Annotated in this window: 19 protein-coding genes; 5 read left to right on the top strand and 14 right to left on the bottom strand. The window is 70.4% G+C overall.

What is annotated here, in order from left to right; translation table 11 throughout:
• Positions 1-107 precede the first annotated feature (107 nt).
• Positions 108-956, bottom strand: coding sequence for a tRNA (adenine-N1)-methyltransferase (locus ACIBH1_RS09655; RefSeq protein WP_181614824.1), 849 nt, complete (start codon positions 954-956; stop codon positions 108-110).
• 85 nt (positions 957-1,041) lie between these two features.
• Between ACIBH1_RS09655 and ACIBH1_RS09650 the strand changes: the two genes are divergently transcribed.
• Positions 1,042-2,145 carry a GNAT family N-acetyltransferase gene (locus ACIBH1_RS09650; protein WP_397313228.1) on the top strand — a complete coding sequence of 368 codons (1,104 nt, stop codon included), beginning with the start codon at positions 1,042-1,044 and terminating at the stop codon, positions 2,143-2,145.
• Between the two features lie 113 nt (positions 2,146-2,258).
• Positions 2,259-2,894, top strand: coding sequence for a hypothetical protein (locus ACIBH1_RS09645; RefSeq protein WP_397313227.1), 636 nt, complete (start codon positions 2,259-2,261; stop codon positions 2,892-2,894).
• A 361-nt stretch (positions 2,895-3,255) separates the two neighbouring features.
• Here the strand turns inward: ACIBH1_RS09645 and ACIBH1_RS09640 are convergent, their stop codons facing one another.
• Positions 3,256-5,115: an FHA domain-containing protein gene (locus ACIBH1_RS09640; RefSeq protein WP_397313226.1), complete on the bottom strand. Its 1,860-nt coding sequence runs from the start codon at positions 5,113-5,115 to the stop codon at positions 3,256-3,258.
• A 173-nt stretch (positions 5,116-5,288) separates the two neighbouring features.
• The gene (locus ACIBH1_RS09635) at positions 5,289-6,425 is read right to left on the bottom strand and encodes a site-2 protease family protein (protein WP_397313225.1); all 1,137 of its coding nucleotides are present in this window, start codon (positions 6,423-6,425) and stop codon (positions 5,289-5,291) included.
• Between the two features lie 132 nt (positions 6,426-6,557).
• Here ACIBH1_RS09635 and ACIBH1_RS09630 point away from each other — a divergent pair, with 132 nt between their 5' ends.
• From ACIBH1_RS09630 to ACIBH1_RS09620, 3 genes are all read left to right on the top strand, one after another.
• Positions 6,558-7,418 (top strand): RecB family exonuclease, encoded by an 861-nt coding sequence (locus ACIBH1_RS09630; RefSeq protein ID WP_397313224.1) that lies wholly within the window; start codon positions 6,558-6,560, stop codon positions 7,416-7,418.
• A gap of 73 nt (positions 7,419-7,491) precedes the next feature.
• The gene (locus tag ACIBH1_RS09625; RefSeq protein WP_397313223.1) at positions 7,492-8,652 is read left to right on the top strand and encodes a sensor histidine kinase; all 1,161 of its coding nucleotides are present in this window, start codon (positions 7,492-7,494) and stop codon (positions 8,650-8,652) included.
• Positions 8,653-8,665: 13 nt separating this feature from the next.
• Entirely contained in the window at positions 8,666-9,349 is a 684-nt protein-coding gene (locus ACIBH1_RS09620) for a response regulator (RefSeq protein ID WP_397313222.1), read from the top strand.
• A gap of 3 nt (positions 9,350-9,352) precedes the next feature.
• Here ACIBH1_RS09620 and ACIBH1_RS09615 read toward each other — a convergent pair whose 3' ends face one another.
• From ACIBH1_RS09615 to ACIBH1_RS09565, 11 genes are all read right to left on the bottom strand, one after another.
• Positions 9,353-10,399, bottom strand: a complete 1,047-nt coding sequence (locus tag ACIBH1_RS09615) for an ABC transporter ATP-binding protein (RefSeq protein ID WP_397313221.1) — start codon at positions 10,397-10,399, stop codon at positions 9,353-9,355.
• A complete protein-coding gene (locus ACIBH1_RS09610) occupies positions 10,396-11,418 on the bottom strand; it encodes an ABC transporter ATP-binding protein (protein ID WP_397313220.1) in 1,023 nt (340 codons plus the stop codon). The genes ACIBH1_RS09615 and ACIBH1_RS09610 overlap by 4 nt, the downstream gene beginning before the upstream one ends.
• A complete protein-coding gene (locus tag ACIBH1_RS09605; protein WP_397313921.1) occupies positions 11,415-12,428 on the bottom strand; it encodes an ABC transporter permease in 1,014 nt (337 codons plus the stop codon). The genes ACIBH1_RS09610 and ACIBH1_RS09605 overlap by 4 nt, the downstream gene beginning before the upstream one ends.
• Positions 12,429-12,496: 68 nt before the next feature.
• A complete protein-coding gene (locus ACIBH1_RS09600; protein WP_397313219.1) occupies positions 12,497-14,275 on the bottom strand; it encodes an ABC transporter substrate-binding protein in 1,779 nt (592 codons plus the stop codon).
• Positions 14,276-14,292: 17 nt separating this feature from the next.
• Positions 14,293-15,303: an ABC transporter permease gene (locus tag ACIBH1_RS09595; protein WP_397313218.1), complete on the bottom strand. Its 1,011-nt coding sequence runs from the start codon at positions 15,301-15,303 to the stop codon at positions 14,293-14,295.
• Positions 15,304-15,620: 317 nt separating this feature from the next.
• Positions 15,621-16,160, bottom strand: coding sequence for a cellulose synthase (locus ACIBH1_RS09590; RefSeq protein ID WP_397313217.1), 540 nt, complete (start codon positions 16,158-16,160; stop codon positions 15,621-15,623).
• A 160-nt stretch (positions 16,161-16,320) separates the two neighbouring features.
• Complete coding sequence (locus tag ACIBH1_RS09585; RefSeq protein ID WP_397313216.1) at positions 16,321-17,373, bottom strand: ABC transporter ATP-binding protein; 1,053 nt, start codon at positions 17,371-17,373, stop codon at positions 16,321-16,323.
• On the bottom strand, positions 17,363-18,349 hold the full coding sequence (locus tag ACIBH1_RS09580; RefSeq protein ID WP_397313215.1) for an ABC transporter ATP-binding protein: 987 nt from the start codon (positions 18,347-18,349) through the stop codon (positions 17,363-17,365). Before ACIBH1_RS09580 ends, ACIBH1_RS09585 begins: the two co-directional genes overlap by 11 nt.
• Before the next feature lie 4 nt (positions 18,350-18,353).
• A complete protein-coding gene (locus tag ACIBH1_RS09575) occupies positions 18,354-19,262 on the bottom strand; it encodes an ABC transporter permease (protein WP_397313214.1) in 909 nt (302 codons plus the stop codon).
• Positions 19,259-20,266: an ABC transporter permease gene (locus ACIBH1_RS09570; RefSeq protein ID WP_181614812.1), complete on the bottom strand. Its 1,008-nt coding sequence runs from the start codon at positions 20,264-20,266 to the stop codon at positions 19,259-19,261. Before ACIBH1_RS09570 ends, ACIBH1_RS09575 begins: the two co-directional genes overlap by 4 nt.
• Positions 20,267-21,943, bottom strand: a complete 1,677-nt coding sequence (locus tag ACIBH1_RS09565; protein WP_397313213.1) for an ABC transporter substrate-binding protein — start codon at positions 21,941-21,943, stop codon at positions 20,267-20,269. It lies immediately after the preceding gene.
• Positions 21,944-22,043 lie beyond the last annotated feature (100 nt).

Raw genomic sequence — 22,043 nt, 5'->3', positions numbered from 1 at the left:
CTAAGTATTCGGTAATTAATCCCCATAAGAGCGTTTAGTCCTTGCAGCGTACGAGGGATGTGATCTGTTCCCGCGTAGTGGATCTATACGCTCTCGTGGCCGAATTGTCACAGTTCTTCAGTGGTCCCCTTCGGACGGCGGCGGCGCGGCGGCGGGGTGACCCCGTCCGCCATGCGGCGGGCCATGACGAGGAATCCCGTGTGGCCGATCATCCGGTGATCGGGCCGGACCGCGAGTCCTTCGACATGCCAGTCGCGACTCAGGGTCTCCCACGCGTGGGGCTCGGTGAAACTTCCATGATCCCGAATCGTCTCGACGGTCTTCGACATCTGGGTGGTTGTGGCCACGTATACGCAGATCACCCCGCCGGGCGTGAGCGCCTTGGAGACGGCGTCGACGCACTCCCACGGAGCCAGCATGTCGAGGATGACCCGGTCGACGTCGACCTCGTCGATCTCGGTCACCAGGTCGCCGACGACCAGGCGCCAGTTGTCGTCCATGGGCCCGAAGAAGTTGGTGACGTTCTTGCGCGCGATGTCGGCGAAGTCCTGGCGGCGCTCGTAGCTGGTGACGTGACCCTCGGGGCCGACCGCGCGCAGCAGCGAGCAGGTCAGCGCGCCGGAGCCGACGCCGGCCTCGATCACCCGGGCGCCGGGGAAGATGTCGGCCATGCCGACGATCTGCGCCGCGTCCTTCGGGTAGATCACGGCCGCTCCGCGCGGCATCGCCAGGGTGTAGTCCTGCAGCAGGTGACGGAAGGCCAGATACTGCGTGCCGCCCGACGAGCGCACCACGGAGCCTTCAGGCTGCCCGATCAGGTCGGCGTGCGGGATCGCCCCCTTGTGGGTGTGGAAGATCCCGTCTTCCTTGAGCGTGATCGTGTGGCGCTTGTTCTTGGGATCGGTGAGCTGCACCTGATCCCCGGGCTGGAACGGCCCGTGCCTGCGGAAACCCATGGCGTAAAGGCTAGGGCCAAATCGGGGGTGTCCCGTGCGGTAACCGGTTGTGTGGCCGGGCCGCCCGCCTGGTAGCAATACTCCCATGCTGCCCCGTGACGTGATCTCCACCGGAGACCTGATCCTGCGCGCTCCCTCCGACGACGACGTCGAGGCGGTCGTGCGCACCTCCAACGACCCGGTGACCGCCCGTTTCCTGCCCCTGCTGCCCCAGCCGTACACGGCCCAGGACGCGCGTGAGTGGATCAAGAAGACGCGGGACCGCCGGGACGAGGGCGGGGCCGACTTCGTGATCTCCGACGCCTCTGGCGGCTATCTGGGGGCCGTCGGCGTGCCCGCGCCCGACCGGTGGGGTGCGGTGGAGATCGGCTACCTGGTGGCGCCCTGGGCCCGCGGGAGGGGTGTGGCGGCGCGGGCGTCCAGGGCGGTGACGGACTGGCTGTTCGATCAGGGCCTGCACCGGGTGGGATTGAAGGCCGAGATCGAGAACGTGGCCTCGGTCCGGACGGCCCTGGCGGCGGGGTTCACCCTGGAGGGGGTGCAGCGCGAGGCCAAGCGGCTGCGTGACGGGCGCTGGGCCGACTGGGCGGGCTTCGCCAGGCTGGCCGGGGAGCCGGTGCCCGACACGAAGCCCTACCTGCCGTTCTTCGAGGCGCTCGACGACGGCACGGTCCGGCTGGAGCCGATCGGGCCGGACGACGCGGAGCTGTTCAAGGCGCTGCTGGAGGACGAGCAGACCGCGCGCTTCTCCGTCTTCCCCGTGCCGCCCATGGAGGGGCTGCTGCGGCGGCTGCGGAGCACCGGGTTCTGGTGGGCGACCGGCCAGCGGGTGGAGCTCGCCGTGCGCGACGCCGCCGGCGGCGAGTTCGCCGGGCACATCCAGCTCGCCAACGTGGCCCAGCCGCTCGACCAGGCGATGGTCGGCTACAGCCTGATGCCCGCCTTCCGGGGGCGCGGGTTCATGACGCGGGCGGTGCGGATGCTGGTGGAGTGGGCCTTCGAGGCGACGCCGCTGCATCGCGTCATCGCGGGCACCGACACGGCGAACACGGCCTCGCACCGGGTGCTGGAGCGGGCGGGGTTCACGCGGGAGTTCGTGGAGCGGGAGCTGTTCCCGCGCAAGGACGGGAAACGGTCGGACGATCTGTCGTGGTTGCGGCTTCGACCGAAGAATGACGACAACATGTGAAAAATCCGAATTTCCGGTTCGGGGCTAGGCAAGGGCGGATCGGCATAGAAGACTCTGAGTCACCGCCCATGAGGTTCCAGTGATCAACCGGCGTGCCGCCGAGAGGATCGCCCATGACCATGCCCTTGTCCGTGCCTTCCGCCATGCCCGCATCGGCCCCGCCCCCGGCCACGCCCACCGCGAGAAGCGGCACGTCACTGCCGGGCACGACGCTGCCGGGCACGACGCTGCCGGGCACGACGCTGCCGGCGACGTCGCTGCCGGGCGCCTGTGCCGCCTCCGGCGTCAGCGGCCTGGTCGCCGAGCTGTCGCGTGTGAACGCCGAGCAGTTGCTCGACCGTATGGCGCGTGCGGCGGCCGCGGTCACCGGGGCCGGGTGCGCCGGGTTCGTGGAAGTGGACCCGCTGCAGGACTGCGCGTGGCCGGTGCGGGTGCACGTGCCACCGGGCGACCCGCAGCGGGTGCGGCGCTGGCTGGCCGAGTCGGGCGCGCTCAAGACGCTCGCCACCGCCTGCGGCGCGGTACGGCTGGCCGCCGACCCGGAGTTCGGCGAGCCGGGCTTCCTGGCGGTGCCGATGCCGCTGGCCACGCACGCCCAGGCCTACCTGTGGGTGGCGGGGCGGGCCTTCGACGACATCGACGAGCACCTGCTAGGCCGCTTCGCCACCGCCGCCGGCCGCGCCCTGGAGGGCGCCAGGAGCCTGGAGGCCGCAGCGCGCATGCTCCGCGCCGTCCAAGCCTTCCGCTGACCCCGCGCCAGGCTTCGGCTGACCCCGGCCAGGCTTCCGCTGACCCGCGTGCCTGCCTTCCGTTGGTCGCGCCAGACCTCCGCTGGCCCCGCGCCAGGCCCTCCGCTGACACGCCCGGCCTCCTGTGGGCGCCACGCAGCCCGCTGCCGACCACGCGTCAGGCGTTCCGCTGACCCCGCGCCAGCCCTCCGCTGCCGCCGCGCTCGGCTGTCGTGGCGCGGGGAAGCGGGTGAGCCATCGACCCTAGAACCGGCTCCGTGACGGCGGCCGGGTGGGGCGGCCGGTGAGCGTCACCCTGGAAGGCCGCCGGCCACGGTCGGCGGGTGGCGGTGACCCATGCGTGCCGTACGAAAAGAGACGGTCAGGGCCGGCGGGACTCGAACCTCATCGTGCGAGAGACGCCGATGCGGACCGTCGTCCCCGGCGTGATCGTGACCGGCTCGTTCGGCGGGATGTCGTAGAAGTTCGGGTCGCCCGGCGGCTGGATCTGCGTGCCGTTGACCGAGCCGAGGTCGACCAGGTTGACGTCCCACCCGTCGAGCGCCACCCTCAGGTGCCGCCGCGAGACCGACCCGTCCGGGCTGGTCACCTTGGCGGGCCTGGCGGTGCCGCCGGCCACCTCCGGCGCGCGGTCGGGGTCGCGGCCCAGCAGGTAGTCGCTCTCCAGCGGCAGCGCCGTGCCGTCGTCGAGGATGAGCACGCCGAGCGCCGGACGCGGCCCCTTGTACGGCACCAGCGTGCGCTGCACCAGCGCCACCCCGCAGGAGGCGCAGTACGGCAGGCGCGGGTCGTTGAAGTGGTCGTTCTTGCAGTCGACGCCGTAGACGAGAGGCTTGCCGTCGGCCGACTCCTCGCCCTGGTCGTACGGCAGGGCGTCGGGCGCGGTGCCGTTGCCCTGCGGCGGAACGGACTGCAGGTGGCGTCCGCCGGGACCCTCGGGGCCGCCGAGCGGTCCCGGGCCTTGCGGACCTGACGGCGGCTGCGGACCAGGACCCATCGGCATGGGCCCGCTCATGGGGCCGCCGGGCTGCCCGCCCATGGGGCCGAAGTCGGAGCCGTATTCGGGGCCTCCCTGACCGGAGGGGGGACCCACCGGCGGCATCGGGCCCGACGGCGGGCCGAGGGGCGGCATGGGACCGGAGGCGGGTCCGAGCGGCCCGAGCGGGCCGGGCCCACCGGGACCCTGCTGACCGGGCCCACCGGGCCCATCGGGAGCGCCGGGGCCGCCGGAACCGGGACCACCGTGACCGGGACCGCCAGGACCACCCGGGCCGCCGGGACCACCGGGGCCCTGTGGTCCGTGCCCACCGGGACCCTGCGAACCAGGGCCTTGCGAACCAGGGCCCTGCGAGCCGGGACCGTGCGAGCCGGGGCCATGAGGGCCGGGGCCGTAGGGGCTGTGGGGGCCGGGGCCCTGCGGGCCCGAGGGCGGCTGCGGGCCGGAGCCGGGAAGGCCGGGACCAGGCCCCTGAGGACCCTGAGGACCCTGAGGGCCGGAGCCGGGCAGCTGCGGGCCGGAGCCGGGACCGTGCTGGTCGGGCACGCCGATCGGCCCGGAGACCGGCTGGCGCTCGGGCCCGTCGGAGGGCCACGGGTAGGGCGCCGCGGGCTGCTGGCGGTCCTTCTTGGGCAGCAGGTCGGGGTCCTCGAACACGCCCGTGGGCGGCAGGTCCATGGTCAGCGGGTAGGAGGAGGCGGGCTGCGCGCCCGAGGGACGCTCACCCGAGGACGGGGCGGGCCGGGAGGCCTGTTCGCCCACCTCGACGACCAGCCCGCCGCCGAACACCACGCCGTCGTCGAGCCGCATCGCCGGGTGCGGCTGGCCGGCGCCGGGCAGGCTCAGCTCGACCGACTGGATCGGTCCCTTGAACAGCCGGTCGGTCCACGTGAGCAGGGCGTCGCGGCCGGCCAGGCGGTGTTCGCCGTCGCCGGCGCGCACGACGGCGACGGCCTCGCCGCTCACCATCACGGCCACGCCGCCACCGGCGGGCCAGGCCACCGCGCACGTGGCGGGGTTGCCGGCGACCGAACGGTCGAGGATCTGGGCCACCCGGCGCGCCAGGGCCCGGCCGTCGCCGCCCCCTGCCGCGGTCTCGCGCAACGCCTGCAGCAGGTCGGTGCCGGCCTCTCCGGCGTCGCACACCAGCAGCAGTCCGCCCATGTGGGCGACCAGTCCGTTGCCCGGAAGCGGTCGCACCACCCCGAAGCCCTGGTCGGTCACTGAACCTCTCCTCCCCGCAGCAGCCCCTGCCGTAGCGGACTCATGGCCTAACGCATACCCAGACGTGACTCGCCCTGTCACGCACCGTCGGTCTCGATTCGGTGAATCCGCTGGACGCCGATAACCCTATCCGCAACGGTCAATCGCCCGAAAGTGGGCGATCAACCCCCGCATCACACGCCACTGAAGACCCGGTTGACGTCGCTGGTGGCCAGCACGCCGTAGATCTCTCCGCCCCGTTCGACCAGCAGATACTCGGCGGCGGGCGTGCGGCGCATGGCGTCGATGAGCGCCTCGCCCGTCAGGTCGGCGGGGAGCACCATTTCGGGCTCCAGCGTGCGCGCCACGGAGCCGGCCGTGAGCCAGGGGCGCCGGTGCTCGGGGGTGGCCTGGACGGAGGCCTCGTGCACGATCGCGGTGGGGCGTCCCTCGTAGTCGGTGACGACGACGGCGCCGGCTCCCTGCTCGGCGGCCTTGCGCAGCGCCTCGGACAGCGGCACGTCGGGGGTGACGGGCACCGCCCGCCTGGCCAGCGCGCGGGCGTCGACCTGCGGGATGCGGGCGCGGACCTTGGCCACGCGCAGCGACTGGCTGGCGCCCATCCAGATGAAGGCGCCCAGGATGAAGGACCAGATCATGTTGCGCTCGTCGAGCGGCTGGCCGCTCATCACCGACAGCAGGAAGGGCCCCAGGACCAGCAGGACGGCCAGGCCGCGGCCGACCCAGGCGGCCACGACGGTGGCGGTGCCGGCGTCGCCGCTGGCCTTCCAGACGCCGGCGCGCAGCATGCGGCCGCCGTCGAGCGGCAGGCCCGGCAGCAGGTTGAACACGCCGACGATGAGGTTGGCGAACCACAGCATGCGCACCAGGACCTCGGCGATGCCGCCCTCGTTGAACAGCAGCCAGTCGAGGCCCAGGCCGAGGCCGGCCAAGCCGAGCGACAGCAGCGGGCCGACGGCGGCGATGACGAACTCGCGGCCGGGCGACTTGGGCTCGCTCTCGATCTCGGACACGCCGCCGAGGAGGTAGAGGGTGATGCGGCGCACGCGCAGGCCGTACATCTTGGCCGCCACGCTGTGGGCCAGCTCGTGCAGCAGGACCGAGACGTAGAGCAGGACGGCGAAGACGAAGGCGACCACGTACGAGACGACGGTGTCGATGCCGGGCAGTTGGGTGCGGACCGCCTCGGCGTACATCCACGTGATGACCGCCGCCACGATGAACCACGTCCACGAGACGTACACGGGGATGCCGAAGGGCCTGCCCATGCGGATGCCGGAGAACTCCTGCGGCGGGTCCTGCTCGCTCACCGGCTGTCACCACTCCTCGAAGGTCGTGCCGTGCCTGTCGCCCTTGATGCTACGCGTTCCCGGAGGCTGATCCTCTTGTCACGGGCTCGGTGATGCGCCATTCTGTCGGCCGTTTCACCTACAGTTCGGGGCATGACGTTGACGGAGCCCGTGATCATCGGAGCGCTCTCCCCCTCGCGGGCGGGTGACTTCATGACCTGCCCCCTGCTCTACCGGTTCCGCGTCATCGACCAGCTGCCGGAGAAGCCGTCGCAGGCGGCCGTGCGGGGCACGCTGGTCCACGCGGTGCTCGAGCGGCTCTACGACCTGCCCGCTCCCGCGCGTTCGGTGCGGGCGGCGCTGGAGTTGCTGGAGCCGCAGTGGACCAGGTTGCTGGCCGAGGAGCCGGCCTTCGGCGAGATGTTCGCCTCTCCGGAGGAGCAGGCGACGTGGCTGCAGCAGGCGCGCGGCATGCTGGAGCGATATTTCACGCTGGAGGATCCGACGCGGCTGGAGCCGGCCGAGCGTGAGCTGTACGTGGAGGCGGTGCTCGACAGCGGCCTGATGTTGCGCGGCTACGTCGACCGGCTCGACGTGGCGCCCACCGGCGAGGTGCGGGTGGTCGACTACAAGACCGGCAGCGCCCCCGGGCCCGATTTCGAGGCCAAGGCGTTGTTCCAGATGAAGTTCTACGCGCTGGTGCTGTGGCGGCTGCGCGGCGAGGTGCCGAGGCTGCTGCAACTGGTCTATCTGGGCGGCAGGGGCGAGGTGTTGCGCTACTCCCCCGACGAGGCCGATCTGCGCGCGACCGAGCGCAAGGTGCAGGCGTTGTGGGTGGCGATCGAGCGGGCGCTGGAGTCGGGCGAGTGGCGGGCGCGGCCGTCGCGGTTGTGCGACTGGTGCGACCACCAAGCGTTGTGCCCGGAGTTCGGCGGCACTCCCCCGCCGGTGCCCGACCGCAAGCCGGGCGACCGGTGGCGCAGCACCCGGCGGTCGGCCACCGACGAGTTGTAGGGTCCCGCTCCCCCTGGAGAGCTCCTCCCCAGGTAGGAGGAGTGCGGCCGAGGGCCGGGCCTACAGTGGAAGCGTGCACAACCGCCGGGCTCCGCTCTTCGACTCGGTGCTGGCCGCCTGCCTCGCGGTGGCCTCGCTGGCGCTGTATCTGACCCGCCCGGCCGAGATGATGGCCGATGTGTCCGCGGCCGGGCCGGTCGTGGCCTTCCGCCCGCCCGACGTGGTGGGCGCCGCGCTGGTGGTCCTGTCGTGTGCTCCGGTGGCCGTACGGCGGCGCTGGCCGCTGACGGCGTTGTGCCTGGGGCTGGTGCCCGAGCTGCTGGCGGCGGGCCTGGGCTACGGGCTGTCGGGGCTGGCCCCGCTCGTGCTGCTGTACTCCGTGGCCGCCTACCGGGGGCTGGCGGTGGCGCTGCTCGGGCTGCTGCTGGCGCTGGCGTCGAACGTGTCGGCGATCGCGGCGATGTTCACCCCGGTGATGGGCTGGGCCGACTATCTGGTGGGCCTGGTCCTGCTGGGCGGCGCGTGGGGGCTGGGCCGCACGCTGCGGCTGCGCCGCGCCTATCTCGAGGAGCTGAAGGACCGGGCGGCCAGGCTGGAGCGGGCCCGCGAGGCCGACACACGCGCCGCCAGGGCCGAGGAGCGTTCGCGCATCGCCCGCGAGCTGCACGACGTGGTGGCCCACCACGTGAGCGTGATGACGGTGCAGGCGGCCGCCGCGCGGCGGGTGCTGACGGAGGATCCCGAGCAGGCGCGCGAGGCGTTGTCGGCGATCGAGAGCACCGGCAGGGTGGCGATGCGTGAGATGCGCCACCTGGTCGAGGTGCTGCGCGGCCCGGCCGAGCGCGGCCCGCAGCCGGGGATGGGGCTGCTGCCGCAGCTGGTGGAGCAGATGCGCGAGGCGGGGCTGCCGACGAGCCTGGTGGTGGAGGGCGAGCCGGCCGCGCTGCCGGCCGGTGTCGATCTGGCCGCCTACCGGCTGGTCCAGGAGGGGCTGACGAACAGCCTGCGGCACGCGGGCTCGGCGGCGCAGGCCGTGGTGACCGTACGGCACCGGCCGGGCGAGCTCGACGTGGAGGTCTGCGACGACGGCCGGGGGCCGGAGCCGGACGGCGAGGGGCGTGGCGGGCACGGCCTGGTCGGGATTCGCGAACGGGTGGCGCTCTATGGTGGAATCCTGAGGGCCGGACCGCGGCAGGGCGGCGGTTTCGAGATCCAGGCCAGGTTCCCGTTGTGACGGTGGAGGGTCAGTGACGATCAGGGTGCTGCTGGTGGACGACCAGCCGCTGCTGCGCACGGGATTCCGCCTGATCCTGGAGGCCGAGCCCGACATCACGGTGGTCGGCCAGGCCGGTGACGGCAAGGACGCGCTGGAGCAGACGCGGGCGTTGCTGCCCGACGTGGTGCTGATGGACATCCGCATGCCGGGCATCGACGGCATCGAGGCCACCCGCCGCATCGTGCGCGACGGGGCTGCGGGCGCGCATGTGCCGAAGGTGCTGGTGCTGACGACGTTCGACCTCGACGAGTACATCGTGGAGGCGTTGCGGGCGGGCGCCTCGGGGTTCCTGCTGAAGGACGTGCCGCCCGACGAGCTGGTCACCGCGATCCGCGTGGTGGCCGACGGCGACGCGATCGTGGCGCCGAGCGTGACGCGGCGGCTGCTCGACCGGTTCGCGGCCAAGCTGCCGCCCGCCTACGAGCAGGCCACGCCCGCGCGGCTCGACCGGCTGACCGAGCGTGAGCTCGAGGTGCTCAAGCTCATCGCGCGCGGCATGTCCAACGCCGAGATCGCCGCCAAGCTGGTGGTCAGCGAGACGACGGTCAAGACGCACGTCGGCAACGTGCTGACGAAGCTGGGGCTGCGCGACCGGGTGCAGGCGGTGGTGCTGGCCTACGAGACCGGGCTGATCACGCCGGGGGCGCTGCCGTAGGGGCTAGGTCGTGGCCGGCTCCCCGGTGGAGCGCGTCGCCTCGTCCGCGGCCTGCCCTGTGGTCCTTTCCGGGGCGTTCTCGGGGAAGTGGCAGGCCACCAGGTGGCCGCTCGCCAGCGCCTCCAGGGGCGGTTCCTGGGTCTTGCAGATGTCCTGCGCCTTCCAGCAGCGGGTGTGGAAGCGGCACGCGGGCGGCGGGTTGATCGGCGAGGGCACGTCGCCGGTCAGCCGGATGCGGTCGCGCTCGGTGCGCCTGCGCGGGTCGGGCACGGGCACCGCCGAGAGCAGCGCGTTGGTGTACGGGTGCATGGGCGAGTCGTAGAGCGCCTTGCGTTCGGCCAGTTCGACGATCTTGCCGAGGTACATGACGGCGACCCGGTCGCTGATGTGCCGCACCACCGACAGGTCGTGTGCGATGACCACGTAGGTCAGGTCGAGCTCGCCCTGCAGGTCCTCCAGGAGGTTGACGACCTGGGCCTGGATGGAGACGTCGAGCGCCGACACGGGCTCGTCGGCGATGATCAGCTTGGGCTTCAGTGCGAGCGTCCTGGCGATGCCGATGCGCTGGCGCTGGCCGCCGGAGAACTCGTGCGGGTAGCGGTTGTAGTGCTCGGGGTTGAGCCCGACCAGTTCGAGCAGGTCCTGGACGGCCTTCTTGATGCCGGCCTCGGTCTTGACGTTCTGGATGCGGAAGGGCGCGCCGACGATGGTGCCCACGGTGTGGCGCGGGTTGAGCGAGGAGTACGGGTCCTGGAAGATCATCTGCATGTCGCGCCGGAGGGGGCGCATGCGGCTCTGCTTCACGTGGGTGATGTCGACGTCCTCGAAGACGATCCGGCCGGCGGTGGGCTCCAGCAGGCGGGTGATCAGGCGTCCTGTCGTGGTCTTGCCGCATCCCGATTCGCCGACCAGGCCGAGCGTCTCGCCCTTGCGCACGTCGAAGGAGACGCCGTCGACGGCCTTGACGGCGCCGACCTGCCGTCTGAGCAGGCCCTTGGTGACGGGGAAGTGCTTGGTCAGGTCCCGCACCGACAACAACGGCTCTGTCACTGGGTCTCCAGGTGGGGCTTGATCTCGGCGTCCCACAGGCGGCGCCGCTCGGTGGGCGCCAGGTGGCAGCGCACGAGGTGGCCGGGCTGGCTGGCCAGCAGGTCGGGCACCTCGGCGCGGGCCTTTCCCGCGGTCAGCTCGGCGTGCGGGCAGCGTGGGTGGAAGGCGCAGCCGGGCGGGACGTTGATGAGCGAGGGCGGGGTGCCCTTGATGGGCAGCAGCCGCTCGCTCGGCTCGCGGTCCAGCCGGGGCATGGAGCCGAGCAGCCCCCAGGTGTAGGGGTGTTCAGGGCGGTAGAAGATGTCGTCGGCCGTGCCGTACTCCACGCACTTGCCCGCGTACATGACGAGGATGTCGTCGGACAGCTCGGCCACCACGCCCAGGTCGTGGGTGATGACGATGAGCGCGGAGTCGAACTCGCGCTGCAGGTCGCGCATGAGGTCGAGGATCTGCGCCTGGACGGTGACGTCGAGCGCGGTGGTGGGCTCGTCGGCGATGAGCAGTTCGGGGTCGCACGACAGCGCCATGGCGATCATGGCGCGCTGGCGCATGCCGCCGGAGAACTCGTGCGGGTAGCTGTCGACGCGCCGGTCGGGCTGCGGGATGCCGACGCGGCCGAGCATGTCGACGGCGTGTTTGCGGGCGACGGCCTTGGTGACCTTGTTGTGGATGCGGTAGGCCTCGATGATCTGCGCGCCGACCGTGTAGTACGGGTGCATCGACGACAGCGGGTCCTGGAAGATCATCGCCATGCGTTTGCCGCGTAATCCGCGCACGTGGTCGGGGCCGGCGCCGACGAGTTCCTCGCCGTGCAGCCAGATCTCGCCGGAGATCTGCGCCCGGTTGTGCAGGCCGAGGATGCCCAGGCTGGTGACGCTCTTGCCGGAGCCCGACTCGCCGACGATGCCCAGGGTCTTGCCGCGCTCCAGCTCGAACGACAGGCCGTCGACGGCCCTGACCAGGCCGTCGTCGGTCTTGAAGTGGATGCGCAGGTCCTTCACCTCGAGGAAGGGGCTCACGTCACTCTCACTCTCGGGTCCACCACGGCGTACAGCACGTCCACGATGAGGTTGGCCAGCACGATGAACAGGGCCGCGAACAGCGTCACGCCGAGCACGACGGGCAGGTCGTTGCCGCGGATGGCGTCGATGACCAGCTTGCCGATGCCGGGGATGGAGAAGGTGCTCTCGGTCAGGACGGCGCCGCCGAGCAGCAGGCCGAGGTCCAGGCCGAAGATGGTGAGGATGGGCGTCAGGGTGGCGCGCAGGGCGTGCTTGGTGACGACGGTGCGCTCGGGCAGGCCCTTGGCGCGTGCCGTACGGATGTAGTCCTCGCCCATGGTCTCCAGCATGCCCGCGCGCGTCAGCCGCGCATACAGGGCGGCGTAGAGGAAGGCGAGGGAGATCCAGGGCAGCACGAGCGCCTGGAACCACTGGCGCGGGTCCTGCGTGATCGGGTAGTAGCTGCCGCCGCCGGGGAAGATGCCCAGCGCGTAGGCGAAGACCGCCAGCGCGACGAGGCCGGTGAAGTAGATCGGCAGCGACACCCCGGCCAGCGCGACGGTCATCGCCCCGCGGTCGACGGCCGAGCCGCGTCTGAGTGCCGAGATCACGCCGATGGAGACCCCGGCGACCAGCCAGATGACGGCGGCCCCGGCGGCCAGCGAGATCGTGGCGGGCAGCCGGTCCATCAGGGTGGGCCACACGGGCTGGTTGTTGTTGAAGGAGAAGCCGAAGCACGGCGCGGGGCACTCGGCCTTCCTGGGGCCGAGGGAGTAGTCGACGCCGACGACGATGCCGGCGGCGAACCGGCCGTATTGCACGAGGATCGGGTCGTCCAGGTGCAGCCGCTTGACCGCGGCCTGGATCGCCGCCGGGGTGGCGTCCCGGCCGACGTAGCGCGTGGCCATGCCCTCGGGCGTCTGGCCCATGGCGCGCGGGATCAGGAAGAAGATCGAGAACGTGACGAAGCTGACGACGGCCAGCATCAGGACGGCCGCGACCCCGCGGCGTACGAGGAATCCGAGCACGATCGTTCGGCCCGGCACCCGGGGCGGGCTGCGCCCCGGGTGCCTGCGCCTTCACCTGCCTTCAGTGGTTACTGGGACAGTCCCAGCCAGGTGTAGTCGTACATCCCGTAGGCCGGGTGCACGTACACGTTGGTCAGGTTGGCCGGACGGTAGATGAGGGTCTTCTCGTAGACGAAGGGCACGAACGCGGCGGACTCCATGACCTTCTTGTCGACCTCGGCCCAGATCTTGTTGCGCTCGGCCGGGTCGGTGGTCTGGATGCCCTTGTCGAGCAGGTCGTTCACCGCCTGGTCGTTGAGCTCCATCATGTTGTAGTTGCCGGAGGCCTTGATGAAGCGGCCGTCGACGATCTGGGAGAGGAAGCCGAATCCGGACGGCCAGTCGGCGCCCCATCCGGCGATCATCAGGCCCAGGTTGTTGGCGTGCACGAACTCGGGCTTGCCGGCGTACTGCGCGCTCCAGTCGCCCGACGGGTACTTCTTGATCGTGGCCTTGATGCCGACCTTGGCCAGCGCGGCCTGCACGGCCTCGGCGACCTGGACTTCCTTGGTGCGGTCACCGCGGACGGCGATGTTGGTCTCGAAGCCGTTGGCCTGGCCGCAGGCGGTCAGGTGCTCCTTGGCCTTGGCCTGGTCGCCCTTGTTCTCGGGCGTCTCGAAGAGGTTGTAGGCCTGGTAGCCGACGGTCGTCGGGGTCATCAGCGTGCTGCCGATGTCGCCGCCGAGCGGGCCGCCCCACGGCGCCTGGGTGGCGACCTTGTCGACGGCGTACTGGATGGCCTTGCGGCACTCGATGTTGTCGAACGGCTTCACCTGCGTCGAGATCATCATGTACCGGTTGAAGGGCGTGTACGGGTTGTCCGTGGAGTCCTTCAGCTTCTCGTCGGCGACGATCTTGCCGCGGGCGGCGGGCTGCACGCCGGTGCCGCCGAGGTCGACCTGCAGCTGGCCGGCCAGCAGGCGGTTGTCGATGTCGTTGGCGTCCTGCTTGAACTGGACCTCGATGCGGTCGGGCAGCTGCTTGCGCGTCGGGTCGGTGGAGGCGTCCCACTGGTCGTTCTTGACGAGGTTGAACTGCTTGCCGACCTCGTGCGTCTCGATCTTGTAGGGGCCGGTCGACAGGACGGTCTTCTCGTAGTCGAGGCCGGTGTCCTTGGCCTGCGGCACCGGGGCCGACTGCGGGTTGGCCACGAGGAAGTCGAACTCGGAGAAGGGCGCCTTGAGCTTGAAGACGATGGTGTAGTCGTCCGGCGTCTCGACGCCCTTGAAGTTGGCCAGGTCCTTGTCCTTGTACGGGCCCGCGTACTCACCGGCGTCCAGGTACTCCGCGAAGTACTTGGGTCCGTCGGTCAGTTCCTCGGTGAAGTTGCTGCGGGCGATCGCGTTCTTGACGTCGATGGCCTTGACCTCGGTGCCGTCCTCGTACTTGATGCCCTTCTTGAGCTTGTAGGTCCAGGTCTTGCCGTCGGCGCTGGCCTCGCCCAGGCCTTCGGCCAGGTCGGGGACGAGCTTGAGGCCGGCGTCGCCGGGCGCGGGCTCGTAGGTCAGCAGGGCCCTGGCGTACAGGCGGGTGAAGTTCCAGTTGAAGGCGTAGTAGGTGTTGCCCGGGTCCATCGAGTCCGGCTCGTCGGAGAGGGCGAACTTCAGGGTGCCGCCGGCCTTGTCGGAGGCGTTGACGACCTTGGTGTAGCCGTCGTTGTGCTTGGCCGCGGCCGCCGGCTGCTGGCCGCTACCTGTCGCGGCCGGCTGCTGCTGGGGACCGCCGCCCGCCGTGCCGCCGCAGGCGGCCAAGGCCAGGGCTAAGGATGCGCCCAGCGCGGTGAGCGCCAGGGAACGGGTCTTCCTCATTGAAAACTACATCCCTTCTATCGGTTCCTTGGGTCGAGGGCGTCACGCAGCCCGTCGCCCAGCAGGTTGAAGGCCATGACGGTGATGAAGATCGCCAGACCTGGGATGATCATGAAGTGGGGCGCGCTCTGGTAGTAGTCGACCGCGCGGGTGAGCATGCCGCCCCAGGACGCCTGGGGTTCCGCCACGCCGACGCCGAGGAACGACAGCGCCGCCTCGAACAGGATGTTCGTGGGGATGAGCAGGGTGGAGTAGACGAGGATCGGCGCGACCAGGTTGGGCAGCACCTCCTTGAAGATGATGTGTCCGTTGGTGGCGCCGAGCGACCGGGCGGCGTCGACGAACTCCCTCTCCTTCAGCGACAGCGTCTGGCCGCGCACGATGCGGGCGATGTACGGCCAGCTGAAGAAGCCGATGATGAAGACGATCACACCGATGCGCAGCCCGTTGCCCGAGAGCCCGAAGGCCCGGTCGGGCATGGCCCCGACGATGGCGATCGCGAACAGCAGCAGGGGGAAGGCCAGGAACATATCCATGAGCCTGCTGATGATCGTGTCGGTCCAGCCGCCGAAGTAGCCGGCCAGCACGCCCATGAGGGTGCCGATGATCACTGACAGGAGGGTGGCCAGGAAGGCCACCAGCAGGGAGATCTGGGCGCCGGACAGGATCCTCGCGAAGATGTCGCGGCCGTTGACCGGCTCCAGGCCGAGCGGGTGCTCGAAGCTCATCCCGCCCCACGGCGCCAGTGGGGCGCTGGTGAGGGGGTCGATCGCGTCCTGGTTGGGGACGTTGGGGTCATCGCCGAACAGGGCGATGAGGCCGCCGAAGGGCCGTTCGGCCAGGGCGGCCACCAGGACGAGCAAGACGACGATCACGGCTCCCGCGATGGCGACCTTGTCGCGCTTGAGGCGGGTCCAGGCGATCTGTCCCAGCGATCGTCCCTGGATGGCCTTGGCGCCCACGCCCTGGAGCACGGCCTCGGGCTGGGCTTCCGCCGCCGTCCCCGAGACGTCGAGCGGCGCCGTCATAAGACTGCCCTCAAGCAGCCTTGTTCGGCCATGCATCCTCCCTCGCATGACCAAGGGCACTGCGCAGCCTTCACGAGGTTGTGCAGCCCCTGGGTCTCAGACGGCGTGTCCTGCCAGACGTCCCTCTGATGCGAGGCCGTCTGGTCGTGCGAGAGACCGCGGTGCCGGTCCCACGAAGGAGGATGTAATGCGCCAATTGCGGTGACTAGTCCCCTGAGGCGCTATGTGGCTCAACCGTGATCAGCGTGAAACGCATTCGTGTTGATCTTGGCTGGTTTATCGAGGGACCGTTCCGATTGTGTCCGGAAATCGTGACATCAATTGATTCCGCGGCGCTTGAGGATGTCCTCGATGTCGGAGAAGTCGTCGTCTGCGGCGGGCTTCTTCTTGGCCTGCGCGGCCGCCGGCTGCGGGACGGGCTTCTGCGCGGGCTGGGCCTGCTGGCTCTGCCTGGCCTGCTGGGCCGCCTTGGGCGCGGCCTGGACGGCGGCCTTGCGCGCCCGGCCGGAGACCGCCGGCTCCGCTCCCGCGTCGACGCGGTCGGCCTTGGCCAGCTTCCTGCCCCTGAGCACGCCGGTGACCACGAACAGCACCACCGAGATGCCGGCCAGGACCACACCCGCCCACACCAGCGGGTTGAGCACCAGCCCAGCCACAAAACTCACCAGCGTCGAGCCCACGGTCCACAACGCCTTGAACGCCCCCGTCAGGTAGGCGGCCATCGGCAGCAGCGACCAGGCCAGCACCCGGGCCGCCGCCAGGGCACCCCGGCGTCGCCAGGTGAGGAAGGTGAACACCAGGCCCACCACGCTCGCCCCGGCGAGGATCGGGAACCAGGCAATCTGATCGACAGGCATGGGGGCCGCCCTTCGTCTCGGCTTTGCCTCCCATCCTGGCACCTTCTCCGGGGATCGGCGCTCCTCCGAAAGAAGGGTCCTGCCCCTAGGGGGAACCAGGAGACGCATCCGGTACGGCGGAGCACCCGGGGGGCATGCTCCGCCGTACCGGACGGGCTCGTCAGACCGGCACGCCCACCTCGGTGGCGGTCGGGTCATGGGAGCTGGCGGCGGCCTGGATGCGGCCGGCCACGATCTCCTCCGACCAGTGACAGGCCACCTTGCGCCCCGGCCTGATCTCGCGCAGCGCCGGCACCTCGTCCGCGCACCGCGTGGTCTGCCGGAAGGGGCAGCGGGTGTGGAAGCGGCAGCCGGGCGGGATGTTGGCCGGCGAGGGCAGGTCGCCGGTGAGCAGGATGCGCTCGCGCCGCTCCTCGACCACCGGGTCGGGGATCGGGATCGCCGACATCAGCGCGATCGTGTACGGGTGCAGCGGCTCGGCGTACAGGTCGTCGGAGGGCGACTCCTCCACGATCGAGCCGAGGTACATGACCCCGATCGTGTCGCTGACGTGCCGCACCACCGCCAGGTCGTGGGCGACCACGACGTAGGTGAGGCCGAGCTGCTCCTGCAGGTCCTCCAGCAGGTTGACGATCTGCGCCTGGATCGACACGTCCAGCGCCGAGACGGGCTCGTCGGCGATGATCAGGTCGGGGTTGAGCGCGATCGCGCGGGCGATGCCGATGCGCTGGCGCTGGCCACCGGAGAACTCGTGCGGGTAGCGGCCGGCCGCGTTGGCGGGCAGGCCCACCACGTCGAGCAGCTCCCGCACCCGGTCGGCCGGCTTGCCGGCGAAGCCGTGCGTGCGCAGCGGCTCGGTCAGCACCGATTCCACGCTCTGGCGCGGGTCGAGGCTGGCCAGCGGGTCCTGGAAGACCATCTGCAGCCGCTTGCGCAGCAGCCGCATCGGCTCCGGCTTCAGCGCGCGCACGTCGGCGCCGTCGAAGGTGATGGTGCCGTCGGTCGGCTCGACCAGGCGCAGCATGGCGCGGCCCAGCGTCGACTTGCCGCAGCCGGACTCGCCGACCAGGCCGTAGGTCTGGCCGCGGCGGATGTCGAGGTCGACGCCGTCGACCGCGCGCACGTGACCGACCACGCGGTCGACCAGCACGCCCTTCCTGATCGGGAAGTGAACCTTGAGCCCGCGCACGGACATCAGAACATCATCGGTCATCTGATCCCCCGAGCGGGTTGTAGCAGCGCACCTCGTGGTCCGGCCGGGCGGGCGCCAGCACGGGGGCCTCGCCCACGCACTCGTCGACGCGGTTGCGGCAGCGTGGCGAGAAGGCGCAGCCCTGCGTCCACGCCAGCATGTCGCGCGGCGAGCCCTGGATGGGTTCCAGCCGCTCTCCCCTGGGCTGGTCGAGGCGCGGGATGGAGGCCAGCAGGCCGCCGGTGTACGGGTGGCGTGGGTGGGCGAACAGCTCGTGCCGCTGCGCCCGCTCCACGATGCGCCCGGAGTACATGACGTGCACGGTGTCGCACATGCCCGCGACCACGCCCAGGTCGTGCGTGATCATGATGAGCGCGGTGCCGGACTCGCGGACCAGTTCCTTGAGCAGCTCCAGGATCTGCGCCTGGATGGTCACGTCGAGCGCCGTGGTCGGCTCGTCGGCGATGAGCAGCCGGGGCTTGGCCGCCAGCGCCATCGCGATCAGCGCGCGCTGGCGCATGCCGCCCGACAGCTGGTGGGGGTACTCCTTGAGCCGGCGGCCCGGGTCGGGGATGCCGACGCGGGCCAGCAGCTCCGCGGCCTCCTTGCGGGCCGCGTCGGCGCCCATGTCGCGGTGCCGTACGAGGACCTCGGTCACCTGCACGCCGATGGGGATCACCGGGTTGAGCGAGGTCATCGGGTCCTGGAAGACCATGGCCAGGTCGCGGCCACGCATGCGGCGCAGCTTGTCCTGCGGCAGGCCGATCAGTTCGGTGCCCTCGAAGGCGATGCTGCCGCCGAGCCGTACGCCCCGCTTGGGGAGCAGGCCCATGATGGCCAGCGAGGTGACCGACTTGCCGCAGCCGGACTCGCCGACCAGGCCGACGGTCTCGCCGGGCGCCACCGAGAAGCTGACCTTGTCGACCGCGCGCACGTCCTTGCGGCCGCGGCGGCTGAAGACGATCTCGAGATCGTTGACGTCGAGCAGATTGTTCACGGTGTCACCGCCGGTACTTCGGGTCGAGGGCCTCGCGCAGCGACTCGCCCAGCAGCGTGAAGCCGAGGGCGGCCAGCACGATGGCCAGGCCTGGGGCGATGACGAGCTGGGGTGCGATGGCCAGGTGCCGCTGGGACTCGGCCAGCATCCTGCCCCATTCGGGGATGGACGGGTCCGCGCCTGACAGGCCGAGGAAGGCCAGTCCCGCCGCCTCGATGATGGCGGTGGCCAGGGTCAGCGTGCCCTGCACGATCACCGGGGTGAGCGAGTTGGGGAAGACGTGACCCAGGACGATCCGCCGGCGTTTGACGCCGAGCGACTTGGCCGCCAGCGCGTAGTCGGCCTCGCGCTGGGCGAGCATCTGGCCGCGCAGCAGCCGGGCGAAGACCGGGACGTTGACCACCCCGATGGCGATCATCACCGCGAGCAGGCCCTCGCCGAGCATCGCGGCGATGCCGATGGCGAACAGCAGACCGGGTACGGCCAGCATCATGTCGACCAGGCGCATGACGCCGGTGTCGAACCAGCCGCCGAGGCCCCCGGCCAGCAGGCCCAGGATGATGCCGCCGATCATGCCGAACAGCAGCGAGACGACGCCGACCAGCAGCGACTGACGCGCACCCAGGATGATGCGCGACAGCAGGTCGCGGCCCTGGTCGTCGAGGCCGAGCCAGTGCTCGGCGGTCGGACCCGGGATGTGGCCAGGACCCTTGATCTGCTTCAGGTCGGGGGTCAGGGCCGTGTACGGCGCGAGCCAGTCGGCGAAGATCGCCACGAACAGGAAGAGCGCGATGAGGACGGCGCCGATGATGGCCGCGGGGTTGCGCGCCAGGCGTTTGACCGCCTCACGCCACACTCCCCCGCCGTGTTCCTCGGCGACGGTGATCGCCGCTTCTGCGGCTCCGAGACTCATCTCACCCTCACCCTCGGGTCGATCAGGCCGTAGGCCACGTCCACCACCAGGTTGATCAGCACGAACAGCGTGGCGATCACCAGGATGAAGCCCTGCAGACTGGGATAGTCACGGGTGGGGATGGCGTCGGCGACGAACTTGCCCACGCCGGGGAAGGCGAAGACGGTCTCTGTCAGGATGGCGCCCGACATGAGCAGCCCGAACTGCAGGCCGATCACGGTGGTCACCGGCAGCAGCGCGTTGCGCAGCACGTGCCTGCGCGTCACCACGCCCGAGGTGAGGCCCTTGGACTCGGCGGTGCGCACGTAGTCCTCGTTGAGCACGTCGAGCACGGCGGCCCGGGTGATGCGCGCGATGATCGCCAGCGGGATCGTGGCCAGCGCGATCGCGGGCAGCACCAGGTGCAGGATGGCGTCCCAGAAGGCCGCCATGTTGCCGGTCACCAGTCCGTCGAGCACGTAGAAGCCCGTCGGGTGCTCGACGTCGAGCATCCGGGCCTCCTGCCGGCCGGTGTTGGGGAACCAGCCGAGCTTCACGGCGAAGACGTACTTGAGCATGTAGGCCAGGAAGAACACCGGGATCGTGATGCCGATCAGCGAACCGGTGATCGTGGCGGAGTCGAGCCAGGTGCCGTTGCGGCGCGCGGCGAAATAACCCAGGGGCACGCCCACGACCACCGCGATCAGCAGCGCCGTGACGCCGAGTTCGAAGGTGGCGGGGAAGCGCCGGATCATCTCGTCGATCACCGGCTGGCTGGTCTGGACCGAGGTGCCGAAGTCGAGCCGCACGACCTTGCCGAGGAAGCGCAGGTACTGCTCGTACAGCGGCTGGTCCAGCCCCATCTGGCGATTGATCATTTCGATCTGCGCCTGGGTGGCGCGCTCGCCCAGGAGCGCCTGTGCAGGCGATCCGGGGAGCGCGCGCACCCACGCGAAGAGTGCTATCGACAGCCCCAGGAGAACGGGTACGAGGACCAGGAGCCGCCGGACGATGAACCGAAGCATTTAGCCGCGGGACACCAGGGAGAAGTTCTCGTTGCTCAGCGGGTCGGTCAGGAAGCCCTGAACGTCCTTTCCGAGACCAACGAAGGACTTGTTGTGCACGTACGGCAGGCCGGGCAGGAAGTCCATGATGAGCTTGTTGGCCTCCTGGTACAGCGTGGTCCGCTTGGCCGGGTCGGTCTCCTGCTCAGCGGCGTTCAGCTTGTCGAAGATCTCCTTGTTCTCGAAGCCGAAGCGCTTGTTGAACTGCTGGAAGAAGGTTCCGACGAAGTTGTCGGCGTCGGCGAAGTCGGCGTTCCAGCCGATCATGTAGACCATGGCCTTGCCGTTGTCGACCGCGTCGAGGTACTCCGGAGTCCAGCGGGCGGACTTGACGGTGACCTTGAAGCCGGCGGCCTCGAGGTCGGCCTTGAAGGCCTCGAAGTTGGCCTTGGGGTCCGGCATGTACGGACGCGTCACGCCGGTCGGGTACCACAGCTCGATCGTCGGGTTGGCGACGCCGGACTCGGCGATGAGCTGCTTGGCCTTGTTGACGTCGTAGCCGTAGGTGGTGACGCCCTCGTTGTAGCCGGTCAGCTCCGGAGGCATGAACTGGGTGGCCACCCGCGAGCCCGCGGGGTACTTGGCCTGGACCAGCGCCTCACGGTTGATCGCGTAGGCGATGGCCTGACGGATCTTGGGGTTGTCGAGCGGCGCCATCTTCTGGTTGAAGCCGATGTAGCCGACGTTGAGGGCCGAGCGCTCCTGGACCTGGAAGCCGGCGCCCTTGAGGGTGTCGACGTCGGCCGGCTCGACCTGGTCGAAGCCGTCGATCTCGCCGGACTCGAGGGCCTGGCGGCGGGCCGGGGCGTCGGAGATGGCGCGGAAGATCAAGTCCTTGATCTTGGCCTTCTCGCCGTGGTAGCCGTCGAAGGCCTGCAGGGTGACGCGGTCACCGCGCTGCCAGGAGACGAACTTGTAGGGGCCGGTGCCGACGGGGGCCTCGGTGGCGAACTTGCCGGTGAACTCCGGCGCGTCGCCCTTCATCTCGACGGCGTCGCCGCTCTTCTGGATCGCCGCGGGGCTCACCATGGAGAACGACGGCAGGCTCAGCGCCGCGATGAAGCTGGCGGACGGGGCGGCCAGGCTGATGGTGATCTTGTCGGCGCCCTCGGCCTTGCAGCCCTTGTAGCTGCTGGGCGCCAGCGTGGCGTCCTCGTTCTTGGCGTAGCCGCCGAAGACGGTGTACCAGTAGTAGCTCACTGCGGGGTTCTGCTGGGCGCCCTTGAAGTTGTACCAGCGCTCGAAGTTCCAGCAGGCGGCCTCGGCGTTGAAGTCGGTGCCGTCGTGGAACTTGACGCCCTGCTTGAGGGTGAAGGTCCAGTTCGTGCCGTCCGTGGACTCCCACTTCGTGGCCAGGGCCGGAACGACCTCGGTGCTGCCCGGCTTGGTGCCGACGAGGCCCTCGAACATCTGCCTGATCACACGGAGCGACTCGCCATCGCTGACATACGCGCCGTCGAGCGCCTTGGGCTCAGCCGACAGCGCCCAGACGAACGCCTTGTCGCTGCCCGCCGCCGCGGGGGGCTGAGTCGCGCCCGGCGTGCTGCTGGTGCCGGTGCCGCCGCCGCCACAGGCCGCGACGGCCAGGAGCATCGCTCCCCCCACGGCGACCGCGGACAGTCGCTTGCGTGCTTCCATATTCCACCTCAGTTGATTCCGCCCACCATTGGACGGACCCGGTCATGGGTCTTCGGTGTATGGTCGCCATGTCTCGGAGTGTGAGAAAAGCCCTTGTCAC

Origin of the sequence: Nonomuraea sp. NPDC050663, from assembly GCF_044456985.1 — a bacterium.
GTDB lineage: Bacteria > Actinomycetota > Actinomycetes > Streptosporangiales > Streptosporangiaceae > Nonomuraea.
This window is presented reverse-complemented; position numbering and strand designations above follow the sequence as displayed.

Excerpts from the sequence above, each read along its gene's own strand:
- ACIBH1_RS09570 (WP_181614812.1), bottom strand. The coding sequence starts at position 20,266 with ATGCTTCGGTTCATCGTCCGGCGGCTCCTGGTCCTCGTACCCGTTCTC.
- ACIBH1_RS09600 (WP_397313219.1), bottom strand. The coding sequence starts at position 14,275 with ATGAGGAAGACCCGTTCCCTGGCGCTCACCGCGCTGGGCGCATCCTTA.
- ACIBH1_RS09650 (WP_397313228.1), top strand. The coding sequence starts at position 1,042 with ATGCTGCCCCGTGACGTGATCTCCACCGGAGACCTGATCCTGCGCGCT.
- ACIBH1_RS09655 (WP_181614824.1), bottom strand. The coding sequence starts at position 956 with ATGGGTTTCCGCAGGCACGGGCCGTTCCAGCCCGGGGATCAGGTGCAG.
- ACIBH1_RS09575 (WP_397313214.1), bottom strand. The coding sequence starts at position 19,262 with ATGAGTCTCGGAGCCGCAGAAGCGGCGATCACCGTCGCCGAGGAACAC.
- ACIBH1_RS09565 (WP_397313213.1), bottom strand. The coding sequence starts at position 21,943 with ATGGAAGCACGCAAGCGACTGTCCGCGGTCGCCGTGGGGGGAGCGATG.
- ACIBH1_RS09585 (WP_397313216.1), bottom strand. The coding sequence starts at position 17,373 with ATGACCGATGATGTTCTGATGTCCGTGCGCGGGCTCAAGGTTCACTTC.
- ACIBH1_RS09645 (WP_397313227.1), top strand. The coding sequence starts at position 2,259 with ATGACCATGCCCTTGTCCGTGCCTTCCGCCATGCCCGCATCGGCCCCG.
- ACIBH1_RS09590 (WP_397313217.1), bottom strand. The coding sequence starts at position 16,160 with ATGCCTGTCGATCAGATTGCCTGGTTCCCGATCCTCGCCGGGGCGAGC.
- ACIBH1_RS09630 (WP_397313224.1), top strand. The coding sequence starts at position 6,558 with ATGACGTTGACGGAGCCCGTGATCATCGGAGCGCTCTCCCCCTCGCGG.
- ACIBH1_RS09595 (WP_397313218.1), bottom strand. The coding sequence starts at position 15,303 with ATGACGGCGCCGCTCGACGTCTCGGGGACGGCGGCGGAAGCCCAGCCC.